Raw genomic sequence first — 22,435 nt, 5'->3', positions numbered from 1 at the left:
AGGTTTAAAATGACTGAAATTCACAGTAAAGAACGTATTCGTTGGGCATGCCGTCGTGGCATGTTAGAACTTGATGTTTTATTTATGCCATTCGTTGAAGAAGCGTTTGACTCGTTAAGCAAAGAGCAACATGCCACATTTCAACGCTTACTAGAATGCGATGATCCAGACTTGTTTGCATGGTTCATGGGTCACGAAACGTGTAAAGATCCCGAGCTTAATAGCATGGTCTCATTAATTTTAGACCGAGTTCGTGTATAGATTTAGCGTTAAACAGAACACACCAGACCACAAACCCTTTGTGGTCTTTTTTTGCTTTGTAGCCATCATACTTAGCTTTGCGTATCAGCAACTCTTTTCTCAATGTCTTGTTTTCGTCTCAAGCTTTATTATTGGGGTGATTAGCTATAAAAAAGTAACGCAATTACAGCCAGCACATGGCGCTATTATTTTAGAACAGTCACAGCTTCGTTTTTTAAATAATCGTGTGCAAATGCAAGGTGCGATAAGCCCCAAGAGTAAGATCTTTTCGAATTTTGTGGTTATAAAACTAGCGGGATTTTATAAATCACACTGGCTGATTATAACGGCAGCCAGTGTTGATGAGGTAAGCTTTTCACGCTTAAAACGGGCAATTATTGCTGTGCAGCAACCGACTTCGGTGTAAGTACCGTAGGCGTTGGGTTTTCATTTTGCGCTGGGTAATCAATGGTGTAATGCAAGCCTCGGCTTTCTTTACGTTCCAGCGCACTGCGGATAATCAGTTCAGCGACTTGCACTAAGTTACGTAGCTCTAATAAGTTGTTAGAAACTCTAAAGTTAGCGTAGTAGTCGTGAATTTCCTGTTGCAGTAATTCAACACGATGCAATGCACGTTCTAAACGTTTAGTTGAACGCACGATGCCAACGTAATCCCACATAAATAACCGTAGTTCATGCCAGTTATGCGTGATAACAATTTCTTCGTCAGAGTTCGTAACGCGGCTTTCATCCCACAGCGGTAGTGTTTCAAGTGCAGGACTTGCATCAATTTTACTCAGAATATCCTGTGCTGCTGCGTGGGCAAAAACAATGCATTCGAGCAATGAGTTGCTTGCCATTCGGTTTGCACCATGCAGACCTGTATAAGCAACTTCACCAACCGCATACAAGTTATCTAAATCAGTACGTCCATTAAAGTCAGTCATGACACCCCCACAGGTATAATGGGCTGCAGGGACGACAGGAATAGCTTCTTTGGTGATATCTAAACCAACACTTAAGCATTTTGCGTAAATTGTCGGGAAATGCTCAATAATAAAATCTTTATCTTTGTGGCTAATATCTAAATAAACACAATTAGCGCCTAAGCGTTTCATTTCAAAATCAATCGCGCGTGCAACAATATCGCGGGGAGCCAGTTCTTCACGTTCATCAAAGTCTTTCATAAAGCGTGTGCCATCGGGGCGTTTTAAGTACGCACCTTCACCACGCATTGCTTCGGTAATTAAAAAGTTTTGCAGCTCAGGGTGGTACAAGCTCGTAGGGTGGAATTGGTTAAATTCCATATTGGCAACACGGCAGCCCGCTCGCCATGCCATGGCAATACCATCGCCACTCGATACATCGGGGTTAGAGGTATATAAATACACTTTACTCGCACCGCCTGTCGCCAGCGCAACAAACTTGGCTGCAATTGTTTCTACTTTTTTGTCTTCACAATTCCACACATACAGACCGTGGATGTGTTTACCTTTTCGACCTAAGCTTTTATCACCAATTAAATCAATGGCATTGTAGTTTTCTAATAAAGTGATATTTGGGTGGGCTTGCACTTGGCTGATAAGCGTAGTTTGAACGGCGCGACCTGTCGCATCGGCAGCATGCAAAATGCGGCGATGACTGTGACCACCTTCGCGCGTTAAATGAAAACGTTCTTTACCTTTTGAATCAAACTCCATATCAAAAGGCACACCTTGCTCAATTAACCATTTTAAACATTTTTTGGCATTACTGGCAGTGTAGTGCACAGCGTCGCGGTCACATAAACCACCGCCAGCATCGAGCGTATCTTGAACATGTGACTCAATACTGTCATTTTTTTTATCAAAAACCGCGGCAATACCACCTTGTGCATATAAAGTAGAGCCTTCAGTTAATGCGCCTTTGCTAAGCACGGTGACGTTACAGTGATTAGCAAGTGATAAAGCAAGCGAGAGGCCAGCGGCGCCGCTGCCGATAATAGCGACATCAGTAATGTGATGTTTATTTTGGTTCATGTCTGTGGTCTTTGCAGTTACAATGCTCTGGAAATAGTGCTAAAAGTATGAGCAAAAAAAATTGTATATGATATACGTATATGTACCATATTTGCCGTAACACTATTAGTCATTTTAATACGTTATACCAATATTATTAGGTTTATCGTCACTTAAACAGCGAATTTTTAACTGTTTAGCATTGTGAATCAAACTGACTTTGAATAGAGATAACCGTTGAATTATCAGCAGTTACTAGGATTGTCGAGTAATAAGATTGGTATAACTCACATTATTTGCGTGCTATTTTATAAAAAAATTATTTTAAACTGAACTTTTATATTCATGGTGCAGTCATAGTTTGTGTAAACAATGGCGAGTATATGAATAGCAAGCAAGAATCAAACAGAGGAGTACCGGCTCGAATGAGCGAGCAGGATTTGGATTTAGCGCTAGTAAAAAGGGTCCAGCAAGGAGATAAAAACGCCTTCAACCTATTAGTTAGAAAATATCAGAATAAAATTGCAGGTTTGATCTCACGTTATGTTTCAAACCAAGGTGATGTTGCTGATGTCGCACAAGAAGCCTTTATTAAAGCTTATCGTGCTTTGCCTAACTTTAGAGGTGATAGCGCCTTTTATACTTGGTTGTACCGTATCGCCGTAAATTGTGCTAAAAATTACTTAGTTGCTCAGGGGCGTAAGCCGCCAGCTAACGATGTTGATGCCGAAGAAGCAGAATTTTATGACAGTGCAGACGCAATGCGTTCAAACGCATCGCCAGAAAACCTGTTATTAAGTGACGAAGTACGTGCTGTAATTTTTAATACGATTGATAGTTTGCCTGAAGATCTTAAAACTGCGATTACCCTTCGTGAAATCGAAGGTATGAGCTATGAAGAAATAGCCGTGGTTATGGATTGCCCCGTGGGGACGGTACGTTCGCGTATTTTCCGTGCCCGTGAAGCGATTGACAATAAATTAAATCCATTAATAGGTGAGTCTTAGTATGACAAAAGCAGACGTTAACAAGTTGGATAATGAGCAGTTATCCGCATTACTTGACGGCGAGCAGCAGTTAACTGATGAAGCGATTACAAACGACGATGTAACAACATTTGGTCGTTATGCAATGATCGGTGACGTAATGCGTGCTGAGGCAAATAACAGCGCCTTCAATTTTGACATTGCTGATGCAGTGGCAGATGCACTCGAACATGAACCTGTGTACGCAGATTTCGCGAATAAAACAACGGCACCAAAAAGCGAAGAAATCGTGGCGGCAACAGGCACCGACAATGTCGTTGCATTTAATTGGCGTCGACCCTTTGCCCAAGTAGCGATTGCTGCAAGTGTGGCTATGTTTGCGATTGTTGGTGTACAAACACTGCCGCAAAACAGCGAATCACCGCAGAGCGAAATTCCTTTATTACAAACAACACCACTAACCGGTGTGGCATCACCTGTCAGTTACTCATCTGAGCAACCTGCACTTGAAAATGCCCAACAAGGTTTACGCGAATTACAACAGCAACGTATTGGTGCGCTTGTACTTGAACACCAACGTCAAGCACGTGTTGCATATTCGCTTGAAAAGTCACAAACTGCGGCTAACGCAGATGAGGAAAAAAACTAATTAAATGAAAGTGTTTACTTTTATTTTGTCGCTGGTGTTAATAGCTCCCGCTTTTGCCAGCGACGAAAACCCCGCCAAAGCATTATTACTCGATATGGCTGAAGCCGTTCATACCCGCAATTTCGACGCATCGTTTGTCGTCGTTAAAGGCCAAGCAATGGAACCTTATCGCTGGCTGCATGCCAAGCAAGGTAATGTAGAGCTTGAACATTTAAGTTTACTAAATGGCGCAGGGCTTGAAATGGCTCGCGTAAACGATCAAGTGACTTATTTTGAGCCCCATTCAGAGCCATATTCTGTGCAAACTGATTCAATTGCAGGGCCTATTCCTGAAGTACTTTTTAAAGATATAGAGCGTTTAAGTGCGCAGTACGATTTTGTACTAGGCGGAAAAGGTCGTATAGCAGGGCGCTCAGCGCAGCTTGTGCGTATTGAGTCAAAAGATGAGTACAAATTCAATTATTGGATATGGTTAGATTTAGAATCATCACTGTTATTGAAATCAGCGTATGTGAACCACAAAGGTGAAATGCTTGAGCAATTACAGTTGACCCACATTAGTGTGACAGAGCAACCTGCACAGATGCTGTTAGAAATGCAAAATCGTGATTTTCCTCCTCCGCTTCCGGTCAGTGAAATTGATAACGAAAGCACAGGCAGTGCGGTTAATAATTGGAAAATTGGCTGGTTGCCAGCAGGCTTTAAATTATTAAAGTCAGACCGTCACAAGTTAGATTTAAATAACGAACTAACCGATTACTACTTGTACTCTGATGGTTTTGTTGAGGTTTCTGTGTTCGTACAAAGACCACTGCCTGGTAAACGACCCAGTGGGGCGCTGTCATCGGGTGCGACAACCGTGTATGTTCACAATGGTGGTAGCTTTGACGTGTCGGTTGTTGGTAATATCCCCGCTATGACAGCCAAAGCCATTGCAGAGTCGGTAGCGCGACCTCTTTAAATAATGATAGAACAAACACTCACTGTCGTGTCGGTAAAAGGCACGACAGCCGATTTAGAAGCCGAGCAAAAACAAGCCTGCGCAGGATGCAATGGCCGTTGTGGCTCGCAAATCTTTGCCAAGTTATTTGGTACTGCCAAAAAAACATTCCCATACACTTTCGACAGTGAGCTAAAAGTCGGACAAAAAGTCACCTTAGCACTAGACGATAGCCACCTTGTAAAACACGCAATGGCCGTGTACATGTTGCCGTTATTATTTAGTTTAGGGTTTGCTTTGGCTGCTTTTTCAGTGTTTTCGCTTGCTGAGGGCTGGCAAATTTTAGCTGCTGTATTAGGGGGCTTAACTGGCTATGCGATAGCTAAATCAAGGGTTAAGAGCCTAAAACATGATATTAAAGTAATAAAAATTCACCCAATTACTATTCCTTTCACTCAAATAGATGGTGATTAAAGCCAATTAAATGTAAAATTGCCGCTTTATACACTTAGTCCATTTTATATAGAAGTTTAGAATCCAGTTTATGAAGCATATCCGTAATTTTTCGATCATCGCCCATATCGACCATGGTAAATCGACTCTCTCTGACCGTCTTATCCAAGTTTGTGGTGGTTTAACAGACCGTGAAATGCAGCAGCAGGTGTTAGACTCAATGGACATCGAGCGTGAGCGTGGTATTACCATCAAAGCGCAAAGTGTAACACTTAATTATACAGCCAAAGATGGCGAGACCTACCAATTAAACTTTATCGACACACCAGGACACGTTGACTTCACTTACGAAGTATCACGTTCGCTTGCTGCCTGTGAAGGTGCGCTTTTAGTTGTTGATGCTGGTCAAGGTGTAGAAGCGCAAACACTTGCTAACTGCTACACAGCAATTGAAATGGATTTAGAAGTTATTCCAGTACTGAATAAAATCGACTTACCGCAAGCGGACCCACTTCGTGTTGCAGAAGAAATCGAAGACATTATTGGTATTGATGCGCTTGAAGCCGTGCGTTGTAGTGCAAAAACAGGCGTGGGTATTGAAGACGTACTCGAAGTTATTGTTAAAGATATTCCGCCACCAGTTGGCGACAAAGATAAGCCATTACAAGCGCTTATTATTGATTCATGGTTTGACCCATACCAAGGCGTTGTGTCACTTGTGCGTATTAAACACGGTGAATTACGCGCGGGCGATAAAATTAAGATCATGTCGAACGAACAAGTTCATATCGCAGATAAAGTGGGTATTTTTACACCAAAACAAACTAACACAGGTTTATTAAAAACCGGTGAAGTAGGCTTTGTTATTGCTGGTATTAAAGAGATTCATGGTGCCCCTGTTGGCGATACAATTACGTTACAGCGCAACTCTGCACCAGAGCGTCTACCGGGTTTCCAACGCATTAAACCACAGGTTTACGCGGGTATGTTCCCAATTTCATCGGATGATTATGAATCATTCCGTGATGCGCTAGATAAACTTAGCTTGAACGATGCATCGTTATTCTTCGAACCAGAAAACTCAACTGCACTTGGTTTTGGTTTCCGTTGTGGCTTCTTAGGTATGCTACACATGGAGATTATTCAAGAGCGTCTTGAGCGTGAATACGACATCGATCTTATTACTACGGCACCTACGGTAATCTACGAAGTAGAAACCAAAGAGGGCGTTAAACAGATTGATAATCCATCTGATCTTCCGCCGGTAAACAACATTCTTGAAATCCGTGAGCCAATTGTTGAAGCTAACATATTAGTTCCGCAAGAGTTTTTAGGTAACGTTATTACACTTTGTGTTGAAAAGCGTGGTGTACAAACTAAAATGAACTATCACGGCAAGCAAGTTGCGGTAACGTATGAATTACCGATGGCTGAAGTGGTTATGGATTTCTTTGATAAGTTAAAATCAACAAGCCGTGGTTTTGCTTCGCTTGATTATAACTTTAAGCATTTCCAAGCATCAGACATGGTACGTGTTGACGTACTTATTAATGGTGAGCGTGTAGATGCATTAGCAATTATTGTACACCGTGATATTGCACAATCGCGTGGTCGTCAGTTAGCTGAAGCGCTTAGAGAGCTAATTCCGCGTCAACAATTTGATATTGCAATTCAAGCGGCAATTGGTCAGCATGTTATAGCGCGTACAACGGTTAAACAATTACGTAAAAACGTAATTGCAAAATGTTACGGTGGTGACGTGAGCCGTAAGAAAAAGCTTCTTCAGAAGCAAAAAGAAGGTAAAAAGCGAATGAAGCAACTAGGTAACGTTGAAGTACCGCAAGATGCATTCTTAGCTATCCTCAAAGTTGGTAAATAATTAGAAGTAAATAAAGGAATTAATGCATGGCGGGTTACTTTTCGATTTTTTTAGTGTTGTTAACGCTAGGCTCAGGCTTAATCTGGTTAATTGACCACTTTATGTTTGCGCCTAAACGTCAACAGCGTATCGCCCTTGCTCAAAACGCGGCGGGTGGTGAATTAGACGAAGAAACCGCTGCATTAATTGCACCAGAGCCAAGTATTACTGAAACGGCTAAATCAATCTTTCCGATGATTGCGGCTATTACTATCTTCCGTTCATTTATTTTTGAACCGTTTCAAATTCCATCAGGCTCAATGATGCCAACATTACTTGTTGGTGACTTTATTTTGGTACAAAAGTACTCATACGGCATTAAAGACCCAATTTGGCGCACCCAACTAGTGGATGTGGATGAGCCAGAGCGCGGTGATATTGTGGTATTTAAATACCCATTAGATGAGCGTATTGATTACATTAAACGTGCCATTGGTTTACCTGGCGATAAAATTGTTTATCGCAATAAGCACCTTTATATTCAGCCAAAATGTGAAGAAGGTGTCGAACAGCAAGGTGATTTGCTGTGTAATGAATACAATAAAATAGATATGGAAATTCTCAATAGTGACGAGTTCAAGCAAGGGTCAATGAATTTAGTGCGTTTAGAAGAAAACCTAAGCCCATTGAATCACAACATTTTGATTAACCCAGAGGCGCTTGAAATGAAAGGCCGTTATTATCAACAACCGGGTACACGCTCTGACGAGTGGGTTGTTCCTGCCGATCATTATTTTATGATGGGTGATAACCGTGATAACAGCCAAGACAGTCGCTTTTGGGGCTTTGTGCCAAAAGAAAACTTGGTAGGTAAAGCCGTCTTTATATGGATGAGTTTTGAATTTGAAAATGGCCCAGATGACTTTTTACCAGGCTGGGTTCCAACTGGTGTTCGTTTTGAACGCCTAGGTAATATTCAGTAACGATGAAAAAAAACGTAACAGAGTTATACAACAAAATAGGTTATACATTTACTGATCAAGCTTTGCTTGAACAGGCAATGACGCACCGCAGCCACAAAGGTCAACATAACGAGCGTTTAGAGTTTTTAGGCGATTCGATTTTGAGCTTCGTGATTGCGAATGCGCTTTATACTAAATTTCCAAAAGCACGTGAAGGCGACTTAAGCCGCATGCGCTCAACCTTAGTACGTGGTCAAACACTGGCTGAGTTTGGCCTTGAATTTGGTCTGGGCGATTACTTACGCTTAGGGCCTGGCGAGCTGAAAAGTGGTGGCTTCCGTCGTGAATCGACTCTTGCCGATGCAGTAGAAGCCATTATTGGTGCCGTGTTCCTAGACTCAAGCATTGAACAATGTGGTGAGTTAATCTTAAATTGGTATGAATCACGCCTTGATGCAATTTCTCCTGGCTTAAACCAAAAAGATCCAAAAACATTACTTCAAGAGTACTTACAAGCGCGCAAATTATCGTTACCGGGCTACACTGTCATTGATACAAAAGGCCAAGCGCACAATCAAACATTCACGGTTGAATGTATTGTTGAAGGGATGGATAGCATTATCTCAGTAGGGAGCTCGCGTCGTAAAGCCGAGCAAAAAGCTGCTGAAAAAGCCTTAAAGATACTTAAAAATGAATCTTGATGATTTAATTAGCAAAGAACCTGCAGAGCTTGATACGCACTGTGGGATGGTGGCCATTGTTGGTCGTCCAAATGTGGGTAAATCGACCTTACTTAACTACATTGTTGAGCAAAAGGTGAGTATTACCTCGCGCAAACCACAGACCACGCGTCACCGTATTATGGGTATTCATACCGAAGGTAAATACCAAGCAGTCTACGTTGATACACCGGGTCTACATGTTGAAGAAAAGCGTGCCATTAACCGTTTAATGAACCGTGCTGCATCCAGTTCGATTGGTGATGTAGAGCTGATTATTTTTGTGGTTGAAGGCACTCACTGGAATGAAGATGACGAGATGGTACTGAATAAAGTCCGTCAAAGTGGTCGTCCAGTGTTATTGGTTATGAATAAAATTGACCAAGTAAAAGACCGCGACTTAGTGCTTCCGCACATGCAGTTTTTAGGCAATAAATTTGATTTTGTTGGCATTATTCCTGTCTCAGCAAAACAGGGTAAAAACATTGAGCTTATAAAAGCAGAAGTAACCAAGCGTCTTCCGCTGTGTGAGTTTTACTTCCCTGAAGATTATGTGACAGACCGTTCGATGCGTTTTATGTCGGCAGAGGTTATCCGTGAAAAGCTAATGCGTTTTATGGGTGATGAATTACCGTATTCTGTTACCGTTGAAATAGAGCAGTTTAAATGGCTCGATAACGGCGTGTGGCAAATTAATGGCCTGATCTTAGTTGAGCGTGAAACGCAAAAACGCATGGTTATTGGTAATAAAGGCGAAAAGCTAAAAGTTATTGGCCGTGAAGCACGTAAAGACCTTGAAGAGATGCTTGATAACAAAGTATTTTTAGAACTTTGGGTTAAAGTGAAGTCTGGCTGGGCTGATGATGAGCGTGCGCTACGCAGCTTAGGCTATGGTGAAGATTAAGCTTAGCTTGAGACGCCATGGATAGCGATTTCTACACAGCATACTTGTTGCACCGACGTCCATTTAGTGACTCACAAGTAATGCTTGATATGCTGGTAGAAGGCGTGGGGCAGCTTAGAATGCTGGCCCGAATTAGTGGTCGCCAGGCCACTAAACATAAAGCACAACTGCAACCTTTCCAATCACTGCTGGTACAATACAGCGGTAAATCAGATTTAAAATACATTAATCGTTTTGAACCCCATGGCACGCAAACCATGCTCACGGGGAATGAGTTGTATTGTGGATTTTATTTAAACGAATTAACCAATCGTATCGTACCTATCAATGAACCCATGGAAAGTGTTTACCATTTGTATAAACAGCACTTGAGTGATTTATCGGGTACTCAACACTTGCAAGCAGTGTTACGTTCGTATGAATTTCAGTTACTCGAATTGCTCGGTTATGGGGTTGATTTTAGTGTCGACGCGCACGGTGATGAGATCATTGGCAGTGCCAGTTACCAGTACTTTGCTGAATATGGCTTTTTGCTGCATGACGACCCGCACAGTGGTTTTTCAGGTGCGCAATTAAATGCCATTGCTGCCCATGACTTCAGCGCGCCTGATGTGTTATATATGGCAAAGCAGTTAAGTCGTTACTTACTCAAGCCTTTACTCGGTAAAAAGCCATTAAAAAGTCGTGAGTTATTTATTAAGTAGGCTGAATAGCAGCCGTTAATCGTTGTTTTAAACAGGTAAAAAAATGAAAGATATTCTTCTTGGTGTAAACGTTGATCATATTGCCACTTTACGCCAAGCGCGTGGCACAAGTTACCCAGATCCTGCTCATGCAGCCAGTGTTGCAGAGCATGCCGGTGCAGATGGTATCACCATTCATTTGCGTGAAGACCGTCGTCATATTCAAGACCGTGACGTGTATGTAATGGCTAAAACCATTCAAACGCGTATGAATCTTGAGGTTGCCGTGACTGATGAAATGATTGATATTGCGCTTGAAGTAAAACCCGCTTATGTGTGTTTAGTGCCTGAAAAACGCGAAGAGCTAACAACAGAAGGCGGCCTAGACGTAGTGGGTAACTTTGAAAAAGTAAAAGCGGCGACTGAAAAATTAACGGCAGCGGGTATTAAAGTATCGTTATTCATTGATGCTGATAACGCGCAACTTGATGCTGCTAAAGCCTGTAACGCACCGTATGTAGAAATTCATACTGGCGCGTATGCAGATGCAGAAAACGACGAAGAGCTACATACAGAGCTTGAGCGTATTCGCAGCGGTGTACAATACGCCCACGGTCTTGGTTTAATTGTAAATGCTGGTCATGGCCTGCACTACCACAACGTAAAACCAATTGCTGCAATGCCAGAAATTTACGAGTTAAACATTGGTCATGCGATTATTGCGCGTGCCGCGATTGATGGTCTAGACAAAGCAGTACGTGATATGAAACGCCTGATGATTGAGGCGCGTTTGTAAATATAAGCTTCAAGCACTTTTAAGCAAGTATTGAATTGAGAGCGCGGTGGATGTTGTATCCAGCGCGCTTTTTATTTCATCAAATACGCAATAAATTGTGCAAGCAATGATGATAACAAAGGTGAAATACAGAGTAGAGTGACTATGTACTGATGCTTTTTCTTAAAGCTTTTTAAAACACCATCATTAATGGCCGACAATTCGCCTTGTTTAATTGAATGAAACACAATTGAGTTGGGTGTTGCTCTCATTAAGCGGGCTTTACTTTCGTATGTTTGCCACTGCTCAGCGTAATTGATTTTTACGTAGTTATTAGCTTCTTTACTTAGTTTTTTATAGCGAAGGAAAAACCACGTGAGTGAAATAGCGCTAAAGAGAATAAGTAAGATAAAATACAAAGCAGGCTCCCTTTAATACTTCACAATTCGTGTACCCGTAGAATAAATAATATCGCGACTAGGGCATGAATAATTAGGTTTTAGTGTTCTACAAGATTGCTCGGGTGTGTCAAAACAAAAATCAAAACGAGTTTGGGTTTTCACCGCTTTATCAGTAATATTTTGCGGCAGCTCATTCCAGTGCCAATGCGTGATTACTTCTTTTGCTGCATCGGCAAATACAGGGTGAGTAGAGGCAACTACCTGAATATCTTTAATCTCATTGTGTGGCGTAATAACATACTCAATGGTCGCGCACCCTTCTGTTGCTTGGATAACTGCTTTTTTTGGGTATCTGGCAGGAAAGCGCTCAAGTTGCTGCCATTTTGGTGTTTTCAATTCATCATAGCTAACTGATAAATCCGCATACTCTAGTGTCATCGGTTTATCTGCAGTTGAAGCACAGCCAAAGGCAAGTAAACTGCCCGCTAAAATTAAATAACTTTTCATTTATATATTCCTTTATATCGTTTTATTGAGCGGCTTTTATCGTTGCTGCTCTACCATGCCTGCATCACTTAACAAATTATTCAGCTCGTCAATAAGCTCAAATAATTCAGGTTCAATATAATTTAAATCACAATCGCCTTTTAGTGACGTTTCAAGGGTTTCGGCAAGCGATTTTAGCTTTGGTACGCCGGTGTAACAACATGCGCCATGGAACTTATGCACGATGCTAAGTACATGCTCGCAATCTTCATTTTCTATTGCTTCATTGAGTAGACGCAAGGTCTCAGGCACGCTGAGTAACAGCATATTGAGCATTTCAAGAGCGAGTTCTTCTTTGCCGCCTGCGCGCTGTAGCGCAAGCTGCCAATCTAGGCGTGTGCTCTCAAATGGAGGTTCAGATTGAACGGCAACTGTTTTGCTTCGCTCTCGGTTAATAGGGGATTGTGGGCTATGATCACTAATGATCTGCTTTAGCATATCTTCGTCAATCGGTTTGGTTAAATAACCTTTAAAGCCATCTTTTAGCAGCTGCTCTTTTTCACCAGCCAACGCATGCGCTGTTACCGCAATAATTGGGGTGTCTTCATTAAGTGATGACTCACGAATAAGCTTACACGCTGTAATGCCATCCATAATAGGCATTTGAATATCCATAAATATTAAGTCGTATTTATGGCTTTTACTTAAGCTATAGGCTTGTGAACCATTATGGGCGGTATCAATGAGCTCAATTTGTTCATCTAATAGTGTACAAATAAGTTTTAGATTTGCGTCATTATCATCAACAACCAGCACTTTTAATGGCAGTAGTTTTTCATCGCCTTGCTCAATATTGTGTACCGGATGGTCAAGGCGATACGGGGCTGCTAATACTTCACATAATTTACGATGATTAAGTGGTTTACTTAAACAGGCATCAGCACCACTACCCACAAAGGCTTCACGCATATTATGCGACACCGTATTGAGCATAATGTATAAATAGTCAGTGACAGGTCTTACCGCTTTAACGTAGCCTTTAAGCTGCTGCATATCATCGATTGTTGCGGTGTGACCGATAATACAAATATCGTAACTAAAGTCTTTGTTTATCTCGTTTAAGAAACTTTCTTCATCGGTACAGGCGGTAACTTGTGTTTGCCACTCATTCAACAATGACAAGGTTGCTTGGTGCGTATGTTCGTGCGGTTCTAAGTATAGAATGCGTTTATTAATCAGTGATTGAGTTGGTAAGTCACTAGTGATTGAATTAGACGGCGTTCTAAACACCGCATTAAACGTAAAGCAGGTGCCATTACCGGGGGCTGAGTTTAAGGTAATGCGGCCGTTCATGGCTTCAACAATATGCTTGGTAATAATTAACCCTAAGCCTGTGCCGCCAAATTTGCGGGTAATACTTGAATCGGCTTGGCCAAATGGTGTGAATAAAGCATCTTGCTTATCCATAGGAATACCCACACCGGTATCGGTTACCGACACCAAAATAGAGGCTCGCTCTTCATCAAGCAAACGATAACCGACATCGACTTTAATAGACCCTTTTTCGGTGAACTTTATCGCATTACTGAGTAAGTTAATTAAAATTTGCTTAAAGCGAGTCGGGTCGCCAGTTAAGTTATCGGGCACTTGCGGGTGAATAAATATAGATAGCTCGAGTTGTTTTTCGTGGGCGCTAGGAGCAAGCAATGTTAATACTTCATTGATGGTATCGCGCAGTTGAAACTGCATCGATTCGAGTTCCATCGCACCGGCTTCTAATTTCGAGAAATCTAAAATATCGCTGATAATGGTCATTAAGCTGTTAGCAGACAACTCAATCGTATCGAGGTAATCCTTTTGGTGTTTATTCAGAGGCGTTTTATATAGCTGACGCGTAAAGCCAATAACCCCATTTAAAGGAGTACGTAATTCGTGACTCATTTTCGCTAAGAAATCTGATTTAACACGGTTGGCATCTTGAGCATCTTTTTTTGCAATACTCAGCTGAATATTTTGTGTTTCGTACTGTTCGAGTGTTTCTCGGTAATCTGCAGTGGCTTGGTCAATGTGCTTTTGCATTTCATCGCGTTGCATCACCATGGTGTCTGAAATCGTATTAAGTCCTTCACGAAGGAGCTCAAATTCGCCAAACATTTTTTGATCAAGGCCTGTATCGACTTTACCCTCATTAAGTTTATCTGTAGCAAGTACTAACTTATTAAGAGGTTGAATAAACATACGCGATAATCTAAACGCCAGCACGGTTGCTAAAACAAGCGCCAGTAAAATAACTACACCACTCACTAATAACGCACGTTGTTGACCAATGATGGCTTGCTGCTTATTGAGCATGATCACCACAGTGCCTAAAGAAGCCTGATAACTATGGTGATTCCATATCATGTCTTGGCGGCTATGATTAATAATAGCCGTTGAAAAGGTTAAATAATGTTCTGAGCTTTGCATATGAACACCGTCTAATATCGGTTTGTTCGTGTTCATCAGCTCTCTAAATTCACTTTGGTATTTACTGAAAATAACCAGCTCGTTATTTTCATCAAAAATAGCAATAGATTGAATAGCAGGCGAGTGTTTGTTGTGAGTATGACTAACTAAACGAGTTAACAGCGCTTTATTTCGTTTAAGTAAAGGTTGCTCTACAGCAATAGCAAGCGGCTCAATGATGGTCTCGCCTTGTTGATACAAAATTTCATCGAGCTCAATGTAACGATTTATTGTAAAATAACCGCCCAGCAACAAGCCTATGATCACAGTCGGTATAAGTGTGAGGGTTAAGACTGAGTCACGTAAGCCAAATTTAGTCATAAAAGATGTTGTTATCATTATTATCGTAGTTTAAGAGTATATACTTACTCCCGCTTTATCAATAATTAAGGTGTTGCCCGATGGCACAGATTTTCAAAGCTAAAAAGAAATCCGTCTCACAAAAAATGCTCACACTCACCGTTTCGGCCATGGATCACCAAGGACGAGGTGTTGCAAAGCAAGGCAGTAAAGTGTGCTTTGTGAACGGTGCGCTGCCCGGCGAGGAAGTTAAAGCACAGCTCATTGACGATAAGGCACGTTTTGCCAGTGCTGATTGCAAAAAAGTATTGCGCGCGTCAGCGCATCGAGTAACGCCTTTTTGTCAGCATTATCAAGTATGTGGTGGTTGTCAGTTACAACACCTCGATGCATCGCAGCAATTAGTTGAAAAGCAAGCAGCTGTGAGCCAGCTATTCAGTAAATTTGCCAAAGCAGAGAATTTAAATTGGCAAGCGCCGCTTGTTAGTGAAGCGCGTCATTACAGACGGTCGGCACGTGTTGCCGTAATGCATGATAAAGCCGCGAAAAAAATGCGCGTTGGTTATCGTGCTCAAGGGTCAAAGCAGCTCGTGAGTATTGAGCGTTGTGATGTGCTTTCAACTAAATTTAGCGCGTTATTTACGGTCTTTGATGAACTGATAAATAACCACGCAGGGCTAACCTGTATTAGTCACTTACAACTGTGCGAGGCAGACAATGCCGCTTATGTTGTCATTCGCCATACAAAACCAATTAGCAATACGCTTAAAACGGTTGTTGAGAAAGCCTGTGATGAGTATCAATGGTGCCTAGTATGGCAATCACACAGCGGTGAGATTGATCACACTCATCATCCAATGCCGTACTACACTATACCAGAGTACGACTTAACCTTTGAGTTTGGCTTAGAGAACTTTGTGCAAGTAAATCCGCATGTTAATCAAGCCATGTTACATCAAGCAAAAGAGTGGCTTGATTTACAGGGTCATGAACAGGTATTGGATTTATTTTGTGGTATTGGTAATTTTTCATTATTGATTGCAAAGTATGCAAAACACGTTATTGGTGTCGAAGGAGTGGATTCTGCGGTTGCATTAGCGAAACAAAATGCGCAAACTAACTCATTATCGAATACCGATTTTTATTGCTTTGATTTAACTCAATCAATGCAATCAGCTGCGTGGTTCAGCAAAGACATTGATGTATTGGTGCTTGACCCGTCACGAACTGGCGCTATGGCTATTTTAGAGCAGTTACCACTTACTCAGTTTAAAACGATTTTATATGTCTCTTGTGATCCTGTTACTTTAGCCCGTGACAGTGCAATTATTTTACAAGCAGGCTTCAGCATTGAAAAAATTGGGCTTATGAATATGTTCCCGCATACAGGGCATATTGAAACGATGGCGTTATTTCACAGGAGGTAAAGCGCACTATGGTAGCCACTAGACAGTCACATCAGCTTACTAAGCCGAGTGATTTTACCAGCCGTATAGAGCTGTTAGCGCTAACAGAAGATAAATCTACCTTATTAGAACAGGCGCATCAATTGTGCCTGCATTGCGATGATGTTAAACGCCAGAATATGGCCATTGAAATGGTGGAGATTTTAGCTGAGCTAAATTTAGATGCTGATTCATTGGCAACCGCCTTTTTAACGCCGTATTTTTTAGCTGAAAAAATTTCTATCGACACAGTAACAGATAAGCTTGGTAACCACGTTGCCTTGCTGCTTACTGGTGTGAGCCAAATGGCAACCATCAGCACCTTAGCACATCAAGGTAAAGGCACCGTTCAAATTGATAATATTCGCCGTATGCTTTTGGCAATGGTTGAAGATGTGCGTGCGGTGGTTATTAAACTGGCTGAACAAGTGTGTTACCTACGCGAAGTGAAAAATGGCAGTGAAGAAGAGCGCGTAATAGCAGCAAAAGAAACGCGCGATATTTTTGCGCCACTCGCCAATCGTTTAGGGATAGGTCAGCTTAAGTGGGAGCTAGAAGACTTATCTTTTCGTTATTTGCACCCAGACACCTACAAAAATATTGCCAAGCAATTAGACGATAAACGGCTTGCCCGCGAAGCCTACATGGAAAATATGGTGGCACTGGTTAAAGCACGCCTCCAAGAAGCGGGCATTGCTGGCGAGGTGTATGGTCGCCCGAAACATATTTTCAGCATTTATAAAAAAATGGCGCAGAAGAACTACGAGTTCGATCAATTATTTGATATTCGTGCCATGCGTATTGTGGTTGAGCGTTTGCAAGATTGCTACGCGGCCTTGGGGATTGTTCACACAAACTGGCGTCATTTAAATAAAGAGTTTGATGACTACATTGCAACGCCAAAACAAAATGGTTATCAATCGATTCATACCGTGGTGTTTGGTCCTGAAGGTAAAACTGTCGAAATTCAAATTCGTACCAGCGAGATGCACCAAGATGCCGAGCTCGGTGTCGCGGCTCACTGGATGTACAAAGAAGGCGCATTACCGGGGCGTGGCTCAGGTTATGAGCAAAAAATTAGCTGGTTGCGTAAGTTACTGCAATGGCAAGAAGAAGTTGTTGATGGCAGCGACTTAGCCGAAGAGCTTAAAAATCAGGTGGTGGAAGACCGTGTTTACGTGTTTACCCCGAAAGGCGATATTTTTGATTTACCACTCGGTGCGACGCCGCTCGATTTTGCCTACTACATCCACTCTAATGTAGGGCACCGGTGTATTGGCGCAAAAGTATTTGGCAAAATTGTGCCTTTTACGTACCAACTAAGTACGGGCGATCAGGTTGAGATTTTAACGCAAAAGCAAGCGAACCCGAGCCGAGATTGGTTAAATCCGTCGTTAGGCTATATTAAATCGTCGCGAGCACGTTCGAAAATTCATCATTGGTTTAAGCAGCTCGACCGCGATAAAAACTTAAGTGCCGGTAAAGAAATTCTAGAAACAGAACTACACAAGCTCGATCTTACAACCAAAGATCTTACCCCCGCGATAGAGCGCTTTAACTTGCGGGGTCTTGAAGATTTAATGGTTGCTGTTGGCGCAGGTGATGTGCGTCTTAATCAGTTGCTTAACTTTATTAGCGACCGTGATGACGACGAGCCACAAATCAGGTTTAAAAAACCAAAAAGTGTCAACGGTGATAAAAATGGCATTGTAGTTGATGGCGTCGGCAGTTTATTGAGCCACGTGGCTAAATGTTGTCGCCCTGTTCCCGGCGATGAAATTATTGGGTATATCACGCAAGGGCGGGGGATTGCCGTTCACCGTGAAGACTGTGATTCATTTGAAAAACTGCGAGAAAAGCACCCAGAGCGTGTGATCTCAGTAAGTTGGTCAGACGATGTAAATGGCTCTTACACGCTAACCATTAAAGTAGAGGCAACCGATAGATCAGGGCTTATTCGTGATATTAGCTCTGTACTTGCCAATGAAAAAGTAAATGTGCTGAACATGAACGTCAACACAGTCGAAGACAAGCAATTAGCACTTTTCTCAATGCAGGTAGAAGTTCACGACTTATCAAGCACAAACCGCTTGTTGTCTAAACTTCACCAAATTGAAGGGGTCCATGAAGCAAAACGTGGGCATGCGTAATGACAGATAAACACAGTATTGATGACTCATTAGCGATCATGGAAAAACTACGGGACCCAGATACTGGGTGCCCGTGGGATTTAAAACAAAATTTTAAATCGATAGTGCCTCATACCATTGAAGAGGCTTACGAAGTTGCTGACTGCATTGAAAAGGGCGAGTTGAGTGAGCTTAAAAGTGAACTGGGTGACTTACTCTTTCAGGTTGTGTTTTACGCGCAGCTTGCAAAAGAGCAGGGGCTATTTGATTTTAATGACGTTGTCAGCACATTAAACGAAAAACTAGTGCGCAGGCACCCTCATGTGTTCGCTGAAAAAACAACACTCACAGAGGCTGAATTATCACAGCAGTGGCAAGCAATAAAAGCACAAGAGCGGGCGCAAAAAGCACCCACACAGCAACTGAGTTTATGGCAAGACATTCCCGATGCGATGCCAGGGCTTACTAAGGCGAAAAAGATTCAGCAGCGGGTGGCAAGTCTTGGCTTCGATTGGCCAAGCTATCAGGGGGCACTTGATAAAGTGGCCGAAGAAGTCGGGGAAGTGAAAGAAGCGCTTGCGCATGATCCGTACTCAGAACACAGCGCAGAAGAGCTGGGCGATTTGTTATTTGCAACGGTCAATGTGGCCCGTCATATTAAGCGCGACCCTGAGCAATTATTACGCAGTGCTAACGCTAAGTTTATGGCACGCTTTGAAAAAGTGGCCGCTTATTTAAGTGAGCGCGGGCAATGTTTAGAGACCGCCAGTTTAGAAGAGATGGACAGCGCGTGGGAAGCCATTAAAAAGCACCCACAATGACACAGCATAGGGACAGGAATGCCGCGCTCGTTTTTTGTGCACTTATTTGCTAATTTTATCTGGATTGATAGCAGTGCCTTTGCTATAATATCGCCCCGTCTTGATTCTATATTATTCCTTTTAATTCCTGATATTCTAGGGTTCGCATGAGTACAAAATTTATCTTCGTTACTGGCGGGGTTGTTTCTTCGTTGGGTAAAGGTATTGCAGCAGCGTCGTTAGCCGCAATTTTAGAAGCACGTGGTTTAAACGTGACTATTTTAAAGCTGGATCCTTACATCAACGTTGACCCAGGCACTATGAGCCCAATTCAGCACGGTGAAGTATATGTTACTGAAGACGGTGCAGAAACTGACCTTGATTTAGGTCACTATGAGCGTTTCATCCGTACTAAGATGAGTAGCCGCAACAACTTCACACAAGGCCGTGTTTATGAAGATGTTTTACGACGTGAGCGTCGCGGTGAATACCTTGGTGCAACAATTCAGGTTATTCCACATATCACAAACGACATTAAGCAACGTGTATACGACGGTGCCGAAGGTCGCGATGTAGCCATCGTTGAAATTGGTGGTACAGTGGGTGACATTGAGTCACAACCGTTCTTAGAAGCAATTCGTCAGCTTGGCACAGAAATTGGCCGTGAGCGCGCATTGTTTATTCACCTAACGCTAGTGCCATTCTTAGGCCCTGCAGGTGAAGTTAAAACGAAACCAACACAACATTCAGTAAAAGAATTACGTTCGATTGGTATCCAACCAGATATCTTAATTTGTCGTTCTGATCGTAAATTACCTAATAACGAGCGCGCGAAAATCGCACTTTTCACTAACGTGGAAGAAAAAGCCGTTATTTCATTACCAGACGTAGAAAGCATCTACAAGATCCCTGCGTTACTTAAGTCACAAGAACTTGATAACTTTGTGTGTCGTCGTTTTTACCTTGAGTGCCCAGAAGCAGATTTATCTGAGTGGGAGCAAGTATTATATCAAGAGTCTAACCCAACGGGTGAAGTGACAATTGGTATGGTAGGTAAGTACATTGAACTACCAGACGCTTACAAGTCAGTAAACGAAGCATTAAAGCATGCGGGTCTTAAAAACCGTTTAACAGTGAACATCGAATACGTTGATTCACAAGACTTAGAAAGCAAAGGCACTGAGATGCTTTCTCACCTTGACGCTATTTTAGTACCAGGTGGTTTTGGTGGTCGTGGTGTTGAAGGTAAGATTTTAGCGGCTAAATACGCACGTGAAAACAAAGTACCTTACCTAGGCATTTGTTTAGGTATGCAAGTGGCACTTATTGAGTATGCGCGTAACGTTGCAGGCCTTGCAGATGCAAACTCAACGGAATTCAATGCAAAATCAGCACACCCAGTGGTTGGCTTAATCACCGAGTGGCAAGATGCCGACGGTAACGTTGAAGTACGTGATGAGCAGTCTGACCTTGGTGGCACAATGCGTTTAGGCGCACAAAAATGTCACTTAACGCCAGGCTCTAAAGTAAGTGAAGTATACGGTAGTGACGAAATTGTTGAACGTCACCGTCATCGCTACGAAGTAAATAACCACTACGTAGAACAGCTTGAAAAAGCAGGTTTAAGTTTCACTGGTTTATCTGAAGATAAGAAACTAGTCGAAATTATCGAAAATAAAGATCACCCTTGGTTTATTGCCGCGCAATTCCACCCGGAATTCACGTCAACACCACGTGATGGTCATCCGCTATTTGAAGGGTTTGTTGCAGCTGCACACACTCACCAAAAAGCGTCATCGTAATTTAAATAGGCCGTGCTATATGCACGGCTTATTTGTTTTAAAAAGCCAACGAATTAACAAAGTTGGCATAAACTCACCATTTTCGGGAAAAGAGGAATCAAGATGTCAGAAATCGTAAAAGTGATTGGTCGCGAAATCATGGACTCGCGTGGTAACCCAACTGTTGAAGCTGATGTACATTTAGCTGATGGTTCATGGGGCCGTGCTGCAGCACCTTCTGGTGCATCAACAGGTACTCGCGAAGCGCTTGAATTACGTGATGGTGATAAAGCACGTTACTTAGGTAAAGGTGTTTTAAAAGCGGTAGGTTATATCAATAACGAAATCGCAGCGGCTCTTAAAGGCCAAAGCGCACTTGATCAACAAGCTGTTGACCAAGTAATGCTAGATTTAGACGGCACTGAAAATAAAGAAAAATTAGGTGCTAACGCAATCTTAGCGGTATCTTTAGCAACAGCGAAAGCAGCTGCAAACTCTAAAGGTGTTGAGCTTTATGAGCACATCGCTGACTTAAATGGTACGCCGGGCGTTTACTCTATGCCATTACCAATGATGAACATCATCAACGGTGGTGAGCACGCAGATAACTCTGTTGATATCCAAGAGTTCATGATCCAGCCAGTTGGCGCTGCAAACTTCCGTGAAGCACTGCGCATGGGCGCAGAAGTATTCCACAGTCTTGCAAAAGTACTTAAAGCAGACGGTCACTCTACATCAGTAGGTGATGAAGGTGGTTTTGCACCAAACCTTGAATCAAATGAAGCGGCACTTGCTGCAATTAAAGTGGCTGTTGCAAATGCAGGTTACGAGCTAGGTAAAGACATTACTTTAGCGCTAGACTGTGCTGCATCTGAGTTCTACGACAAAGAAGCAAACATCTACGACCTGAAAGGCGAAGGTAAAAAATTCACGTCAGAAGAATTTAACTATTTCCTTAAAGACCTAACAGAGCAGTACCCAATTGTTTCAATTGAAGACGGCCTAGATGAGTCTGATTGGGACGGTTTCGCACACCAAACAAAACTAATTGGCGATAAAGTTCAATTAGTAGGTGACGACCTTTTCGTAACAAACACGAAAATCTTAAAGCGTGGTATTGATAACGGTATTGCTAACTCAATCCTAATCAAGTTCAACCAAATCGGTTCATTAACTGAAACGCTTGCTGCGATTAAAATGGCAAAAGATGCTGGTTTCACTGCTGTTATCTCTCACCGTTCAGGTGAAACAGAAGATGCAACAATTGCAGATCTTGCTGTTGGTACAGCGGCTGGTCAAATTAAAACAGGTTCATTAAGCCGTTCTGACCGTGTTGCTAAATACAACCAACTTCTTCGTATTGAAGAAGCGTTAGGTGAAAAAGCACCTTTCAATGGTCTTAAAGAAGTGAAAGGTCAATAA

The 22,435-nt window shown here is 42.3% G+C and carries 21 protein-coding genes; 17 read left to right on the top strand and 4 right to left on the bottom strand.

Annotated elements, in window-relative coordinates:
* Positions 1 to 9 precede the first annotated feature (9 nt).
* Together D0907_RS12150 and D0907_RS12145 are read left to right on the top strand one after the other, a co-directional pair.
* Positions 10 to 261, top strand: coding sequence for an FAD assembly factor SdhE (locus D0907_RS12150; protein ID WP_036966599.1), 252 nt, complete (start codon positions 10 to 12; stop codon positions 259 to 261).
* On the top strand, positions 254 to 667 hold the full coding sequence (locus tag D0907_RS12145; protein WP_118844559.1) for a hypothetical protein: 414 nt from the start codon (positions 254 to 256) through the stop codon (positions 665 to 667). Before D0907_RS12150 ends, D0907_RS12145 begins: the two co-directional genes overlap by 8 nt.
* Here the strand turns inward: D0907_RS12145 and nadB are convergent.
* Positions 636 to 2,258 carry an L-aspartate oxidase gene (gene nadB / locus D0907_RS12140; protein WP_036966601.1) on the bottom strand — a complete coding sequence of 541 codons (1,623 nt, stop codon included), beginning with the start codon at positions 2,256 to 2,258 and terminating at the stop codon, positions 636 to 638. The genes D0907_RS12145 and nadB overlap by 32 nt on opposite strands.
* Positions 2,259 to 2,662: 404 nt before the next feature.
* Between nadB and rpoE the strand changes: the two genes are divergently transcribed.
* The 10 genes from rpoE (at position 2,663) to pdxJ (ending at position 11,187) form a co-directional block, all read left to right on the top strand.
* Positions 2,663 to 3,244: an RNA polymerase sigma factor RpoE gene (rpoE, locus tag D0907_RS12135; RefSeq protein ID WP_036969086.1), complete on the top strand. Its 582-nt coding sequence runs from the start codon at positions 2,663 to 2,665 to the stop codon at positions 3,242 to 3,244.
* Position 3,245: 1 nt separating this feature from the next.
* Positions 3,246 to 3,872 (top strand): sigma-E factor negative regulatory protein, encoded by a 627-nt coding sequence (locus D0907_RS12130; protein ID WP_036966603.1) that lies wholly within the window; start codon positions 3,246 to 3,248, stop codon positions 3,870 to 3,872.
* Between the two features lie 4 nt (positions 3,873 to 3,876).
* Entirely contained in the window at positions 3,877 to 4,833 is a 957-nt protein-coding gene (locus D0907_RS12125; RefSeq protein ID WP_036966604.1) for a MucB/RseB C-terminal domain-containing protein, read from the top strand.
* 3 nt (positions 4,834 to 4,836) lie between these two features.
* Positions 4,837 to 5,286 carry a SoxR reducing system RseC family protein gene (locus D0907_RS12120; protein ID WP_036966606.1) on the top strand — a complete coding sequence of 150 codons (450 nt, stop codon included), beginning with the start codon at positions 4,837 to 4,839 and terminating at the stop codon, positions 5,284 to 5,286.
* Between the two features lie 70 nt (positions 5,287 to 5,356).
* A complete protein-coding gene (gene lepA, locus D0907_RS12115; protein WP_036966608.1) occupies positions 5,357 to 7,144 on the top strand; it encodes a translation elongation factor 4 in 1,788 nt (595 codons plus the stop codon).
* Positions 7,145 to 7,170: 26 nt separating this feature from the next.
* Positions 7,171 to 8,106, top strand: a complete 936-nt coding sequence (gene lepB / locus D0907_RS12110; protein ID WP_036966610.1) for a signal peptidase I — start codon at positions 7,171 to 7,173, stop codon at positions 8,104 to 8,106.
* Between the two features lie 2 nt (positions 8,107 to 8,108).
* Positions 8,109 to 8,786, top strand: a complete 678-nt coding sequence (gene rnc / locus D0907_RS12105; RefSeq protein WP_036966612.1) for a ribonuclease III — start codon at positions 8,109 to 8,111, stop codon at positions 8,784 to 8,786.
* Complete coding sequence (gene era / locus D0907_RS12100) at positions 8,776 to 9,708, top strand: GTPase Era (protein WP_036966614.1); 933 nt, start codon at positions 8,776 to 8,778, stop codon at positions 9,706 to 9,708. Before rnc ends, era begins: the two co-directional genes overlap by 11 nt.
* 17 nt (positions 9,709 to 9,725) lie before the next feature.
* Complete coding sequence (recO, locus tag D0907_RS12095) at positions 9,726 to 10,412, top strand: DNA repair protein RecO (RefSeq protein ID WP_036966616.1); 687 nt, start codon at positions 9,726 to 9,728, stop codon at positions 10,410 to 10,412.
* A gap of 43 nt (positions 10,413 to 10,455) precedes the next feature.
* Entirely contained in the window at positions 10,456 to 11,187 is a 732-nt protein-coding gene (gene pdxJ, locus D0907_RS12090; protein ID WP_036966619.1) for a pyridoxine 5'-phosphate synthase, read from the top strand.
* A 71-nt stretch (positions 11,188 to 11,258) separates the two neighbouring features.
* Here pdxJ and D0907_RS12085 read toward each other — a convergent pair whose 3' ends face one another.
* Genes D0907_RS12085 through barA form a run of 3 tightly spaced genes read right to left on the bottom strand, consistent with a single transcriptional unit; the run spans position 11,259 to position 14,879 of the window.
* Complete coding sequence (locus D0907_RS12085) at positions 11,259 to 11,585, bottom strand: hypothetical protein (protein WP_074989036.1); 327 nt, start codon at positions 11,583 to 11,585, stop codon at positions 11,259 to 11,261.
* Positions 11,586 to 11,597: 12 nt separating this feature from the next.
* Positions 11,598 to 12,074: an energy transducer TonB gene (locus D0907_RS12080; RefSeq protein ID WP_075593794.1), complete on the bottom strand. Its 477-nt coding sequence runs from the start codon at positions 12,072 to 12,074 to the stop codon at positions 11,598 to 11,600.
* Positions 12,075 to 12,110: 36 nt separating this feature from the next.
* Entirely contained in the window at positions 12,111 to 14,879 is a 2,769-nt protein-coding gene (gene barA / locus D0907_RS12075; protein ID WP_036969088.1) for a two-component sensor histidine kinase BarA, read from the bottom strand.
* 80 nt (positions 14,880 to 14,959) lie between these two features.
* Between barA and rlmD the strand changes: the two genes are divergently transcribed.
* The 5 genes from rlmD (at position 14,960) to eno (ending at position 22,435) form a co-directional block, all read left to right on the top strand.
* Entirely contained in the window at positions 14,960 to 16,285 is a 1,326-nt protein-coding gene (rlmD, locus tag D0907_RS12070) for a 23S rRNA (uracil(1939)-C(5))-methyltransferase RlmD (RefSeq protein WP_118844558.1), read from the top strand.
* Between the two features lie 8 nt (positions 16,286 to 16,293).
* Complete coding sequence (gene relA, locus D0907_RS12065; RefSeq protein WP_036966631.1) at positions 16,294 to 18,453, top strand: GTP diphosphokinase; 2,160 nt, start codon at positions 16,294 to 16,296, stop codon at positions 18,451 to 18,453.
* The gene (gene mazG / locus D0907_RS12060) at positions 18,453 to 19,253 is read left to right on the top strand and encodes a nucleoside triphosphate pyrophosphohydrolase (RefSeq protein WP_036966634.1); all 801 of its coding nucleotides are present in this window, start codon (positions 18,453 to 18,455) and stop codon (positions 19,251 to 19,253) included. Before relA ends, mazG begins: the two co-directional genes overlap by 1 nt.
* A 146-nt stretch (positions 19,254 to 19,399) precedes the next feature.
* A complete protein-coding gene (locus tag D0907_RS12055; protein ID WP_036966637.1) occupies positions 19,400 to 21,034 on the top strand; it encodes a CTP synthase in 1,635 nt (544 codons plus the stop codon).
* 102 nt (positions 21,035 to 21,136) lie between these two features.
* Positions 21,137 to 22,435 carry a phosphopyruvate hydratase gene (gene eno / locus D0907_RS12050; RefSeq protein ID WP_036966640.1) on the top strand — a complete coding sequence of 433 codons (1,299 nt, stop codon included), beginning with the start codon at positions 21,137 to 21,139 and terminating at the stop codon, positions 22,433 to 22,435.

This window comes from Pseudoalteromonas lipolytica (genome assembly GCF_003515105.1).
Classification (GTDB): Bacteria; Pseudomonadota; Gammaproteobacteria; order Enterobacterales; family Alteromonadaceae; genus Pseudoalteromonas; species Pseudoalteromonas lipolytica.
The sequence above is the reverse complement of the archived record's forward strand: the minus strand, read 5'-3'. Positions and strand labels throughout refer to the sequence as shown.